Genomic DNA, 4122 nt, shown 5'->3' with positions numbered 1-4122 from the left:
TGGCAACATCTTCGTATGCCTTGATCTTCTTCCCGATGATCTCTGCGGCACAATCACTCTAGTGCATGGCAGCGCTCCGGCGCGGGTTGAGGACGCGGCCATCAGACCGCATCGCGTATCGCTTGGCAGCCGCGCACCGCTTGGCAGCTGTCCAAATCAGTCCCAGCACGGGTCGCGATCAGTGCATGTCGAACGCAGCTTCGGCTGGATTATCGTATGGTGACGCCTGCCCATTCGCCATGAGCGGCGAAGCGATATCTTTGAGGCCTTCACAAGCCTCGCGGCCAGCCTCATCACCCAGGATGCGCAATACGCTCGTACCGTGCGGCGGCCCGGCGTCAAGATCGCACCGATCAGCAGAAGCTGAGCATGGCGCCACGAGCGGTGGGCGCACAGTGGCGCGAACGCCAGGAGGATCTCGGCGAAGCGGGTGGGCAGGGGTGGCATGGCGGTGTCTCTTGCAGGAAACAGCGCCAGCCTACTCGTCAAACCCGCTTTGTCACCTTAGCCCACGCGACACGCCGCAATTGACCAAATTCAAGCTTAGAACAGAAAGTCACCCGAACTGAGCTGCGCAAGCTTAACGTTACTCAAGGTAATCGCCTCGCCTGCATAGTCGATGACGGCAAAGCCTTGTGCGTTGGAGAACGCGTGTGCCATGACGTCGGAGAAGTCGACCAAACCGAGCCCGTGAACGTTCAGTTTGTCTTCGCCAATGGTAAAGTCGCTGACCAGTGCCGTGCTCGGCGTGGTCTGAGCAAAGAAGCGGAACTCGTCACGCCCGACGTCACCTGTCAGCCTGTCTGCGCCGGACCCGCCCATCAGCACGTCGTCACCCGTGCCGCCGTTCAGGCTATCATTCCCGGCTCCGCCCAAGATCGTGTCGTTGCCGGCTCCGCCCAAGATCGTGTCACTGCCGGCTCCGCCCGTGATCACGTTGGCCAAGCCGTTGCCGACGCCGCGGAAGGCGATCGATCCAGTGTAGGTGAGCGCCTCCAAGTTTCCCCCCAGCGTGTAGCTGGAGAGGCTGGTCAGCACCGTGTCGAAGCCGGCGCTGGATGCCTCGCTGATTGCATCACCCGCATCATCTACGAGGTACGTGTCGTCACCGGCCCCTCCCACCATGGTATCAGCGCCTGACCCACCGTCGAGCGTGTCGTTACCAGCGCCGCCGATCACGCTGTCCGCACCGCCCTCTCCTTTCAGCAGATCATCGCCCTTGCCGCCGTCGAGCGTGTCGTTGCCGAGCCCCCCCGATAGGGTGTCAGGGCCCGCGGTTGGGTAGAGCTGGCCCGGCAAGGTACGCAGAGGCGTGATCAGATCGTCACCGTCCGTGCCGGTGACCACATTGCCGGGCCCCCCAGCCCAGTAACCATCGACCTGAATGGTGAAGTGCTGATCGACGACAAGGCCACCGCGGTCGGTGGCTCGCGCAGTGATGTCAAAGGAGGGCGCATCGAGGGCGCCGAGCAAGGTTAGCTTGCCAGCCTGCACGCCGAATCGTCCGCCTGCATTGTCTGCAAGGCTGAGGAACGGTACATCGCCGAGGTCAAGATCCTGGGCCGTCAGAATTCCGATAACGGCACCTGGCGAGCTTGCCGCAGGAAGCGCGGCATTCGAGAGTGCGAGATTGTAGGGGGCCTCGTTGACGTCATTCACCGCAAGGGTCAGCACCTGATCAGTGTAGAGACCTGCTTGGTTCGTAGCCCGCACAGTGATCTGATGTTGGCGAGCCGTCTCGTAATCGAGCGAGCCGCTAACCGTCAGGACGCGGCCCGTGACCGCGAACCGCCCGCCGGCATCATCGATGAGTTGGTAGGTCAGTGAGCTCGTCGGATCCGGGTCAGTGCCTAGCAGCTCACCGAGCGCCGTGCCGAACGCGCTGTTCTCTTCAACCTCCGATCGAGCCAAGCTCACCTGGCCAAGCTTACCCGCAGCTGCGACGGGCGAGAAGACAAAGTCGCGTTCCGAGAGCTGATTGGCGCGTACGTTGCGCAGCGTGACCGTCTCATTCTGATTGGCGATAACCACGTAGCCGGCCGCGTTCATGGTGGTGTGCGCCATCACATCGTCAAACGACCACAACCCCATGCCGCGCAGATCGAGTTTGTCGATGCCGAGTTCGAAGTCGCTGACGAGGCTGCTGAAGGGGCTGGCTTGAGCTGCGAACACGAAGGTGTCGGAGCCTGTATCGCCCGTGAGCATGTCGTTGCCCGCACCACCCCAGAGTACGTCGTTGCCGATACCGCCATTGAGGCTGTCGTTGCCAGCCCCGCCATAGAGTGTGTCGTTACCGGCTCCGCCGAGTAGCGTGTCTGTCCCCCAGCCGCCCGAGAGAACATTGTCCATCGCGTTACCAACGCCGCGGAAGGCAGAGATGCCGGTATAAGCGAGACGCTCCAGGTTGCCCGTCAACGTGTAGCTACTGAGCCCCGTCAGGACGGTGTCTATGCCGCCGTTGCTCCCCTCCACGATGACATCACCGAGATCGTTGATGATGTAGGTGTCGTTGCCTATGCCGCCGATGAGGGTATCGGCACCAGTGCCGCCGATCAGAGTGTCGTTGCCAGCCCCGCCGCTGAGCGAGTCGGAGCCCAAGCTGCCGATCAGGAGGTTGTCGAGGCCGTTGCCGGTCCCGGTGAAGTTGAGCGTACCAGTGTAGATCAGGTTCTCGACGTTCGCTCCGAGCGTATAGCTCACCAGAGACGTGCGTACTGAGTCAACGCCCGCGTTGGCTGCCTCGATGATCACATCGCTGACATCATCAACAATGTAGGTGTCGTTGCCATCGCCACCCTGCAGCGTGTCGGCGCCCAAGCTGCCGTCGAGGGTGTCGTTGCCCGAGCCGCCGATGATCAGGTTTGCGATAGCGCTGCCGGTTAGGCTCGCATCACCGGTGCCGGTGAAAACCATTTTTTCAACTGAACCGGCGATCAGGCTGGCGCTGAGTTTGTACTGATTGCTGCTCACGTAGACGGTGTCATAGCCAGCATTCCTAGCCTCGGTGATCGCGTCGCCGGCATCGTCAGCGTAGTAGACATCATCTCCTGCACCACCCAGGAGGATGTCGGCGCCAACGCCTCCATCGAGCGTGTCATTGCCGAAGTCGCCCTGCAGGCGATCTGAGCCGGCGCCACCGAGGAGAAGGTCATTGCCGCCCCCCCCCTGCAGCGTGTCGTTGCCAGCCCCCCCGTCGATGGTATCGTTGGCGTCCCCGCCGGCCAGCGTCTCGCTACCCTCAGTTCCAAGCAGAGACCGAGGTGCCGAGGTCGTTGGGCGTACGGCATCCTGCCAAACGCGCACGTAGTCGAGCTTCAGCTGCGATGGGAATGGGGTGGTGCTGTCAGCCTCGCCGGAGAGAACGCCTCCGACGGAGAGGTTAGCGAGAAGATACATCGTGGCTTTGAGCGCCTCGGGCGTCGCAACCTGACCCGTGATGACACCATCGACTGAGAAGGTGATGGATGTATCGGTCCAATCCAGACCGTAGGTATGGAAGCCTGAGGTGAGATCAGCCACGTTCGCTCTTACAGCAGGTGTGGCGGTCTGGGTGATCCCATCGTTCGAGGTATGAAGCGTCGAGGTGATGTAGGTTGGCTTGCTGCCGAACATCTCGGCGATGTCGATCTCGCCAAGTTGGCCACTGTCGGTACGCAGAAGCCAGAAAGCCGGCCAAAAGCCTTGCCCTGCCGGCGCTTGTGCTCGGATCTCGACGTAGCCATACTGAAAACTGAAGGTGTTATAAGTGTTGATCAAACCGGACGTGAAGGTCCTACCTTCAAGCAAGGGGACAAGGTCAGATGGAGTCCGGTTAGCGGTGATCGAGAGCACACCATCGGCGACACTGAAAGGGTCGATGTTCGGCTTGGTGCCGTCAGAAGCTGTATAACTCGAGTCGAGAAAGATCTGCTTCTGGTAAAGCGTCGGGATAGTGCGTGCACCATACCAGAAACTTGTATCCCAGAGCGCGGTGGGCTGATCATAGAAGCTTGCGCGATCAAATTCGTCGCTGAAGATCAGCTGCATGTCGGAGCGGGGGGTCATCGATTTGTCCAGACTAGAAGCCGAAGTCGTTGGCGGCGAGTTGGGCGAGCTTGATGTTGGCCAGCCAGATCTCGTCAG

The 4122-nt window shown here is 61.0% G+C and carries 1 protein-coding gene and 1 pseudogene; one reads left to right on the top strand and one right to left on the bottom strand.

Annotated features, from left to right (window positions below):
- Positions 1–187 precede the first annotated feature (187 nt).
- A pseudogene (locus CRT23_RS29515) lies at positions 188–367 on the top strand (hypothetical protein); the annotation flags it as partial.
- Between the two features lie 176 nt (positions 368–543).
- Here the strand turns inward: CRT23_RS29515 and CRT23_RS28285 are convergent.
- On the bottom strand, positions 544–4026 hold the full coding sequence (locus tag CRT23_RS28285) for a family 16 glycosylhydrolase (protein ID WP_210202114.1): 3483 nt from the start codon (positions 4024–4026) through the stop codon (positions 544–546).
- Positions 4027–4122 lie beyond the last annotated feature (96 nt).

The organism is Methylobacterium sp. V23 (assembly GCF_002917135.1).
Taxonomy (GTDB): domain Bacteria; phylum Pseudomonadota; class Alphaproteobacteria; order Rhizobiales; family Beijerinckiaceae; genus Methylobacterium.
Note: the sequence above shows the minus strand (reverse complement) of the source record. Positions and strands in the feature narration are given on the sequence as shown.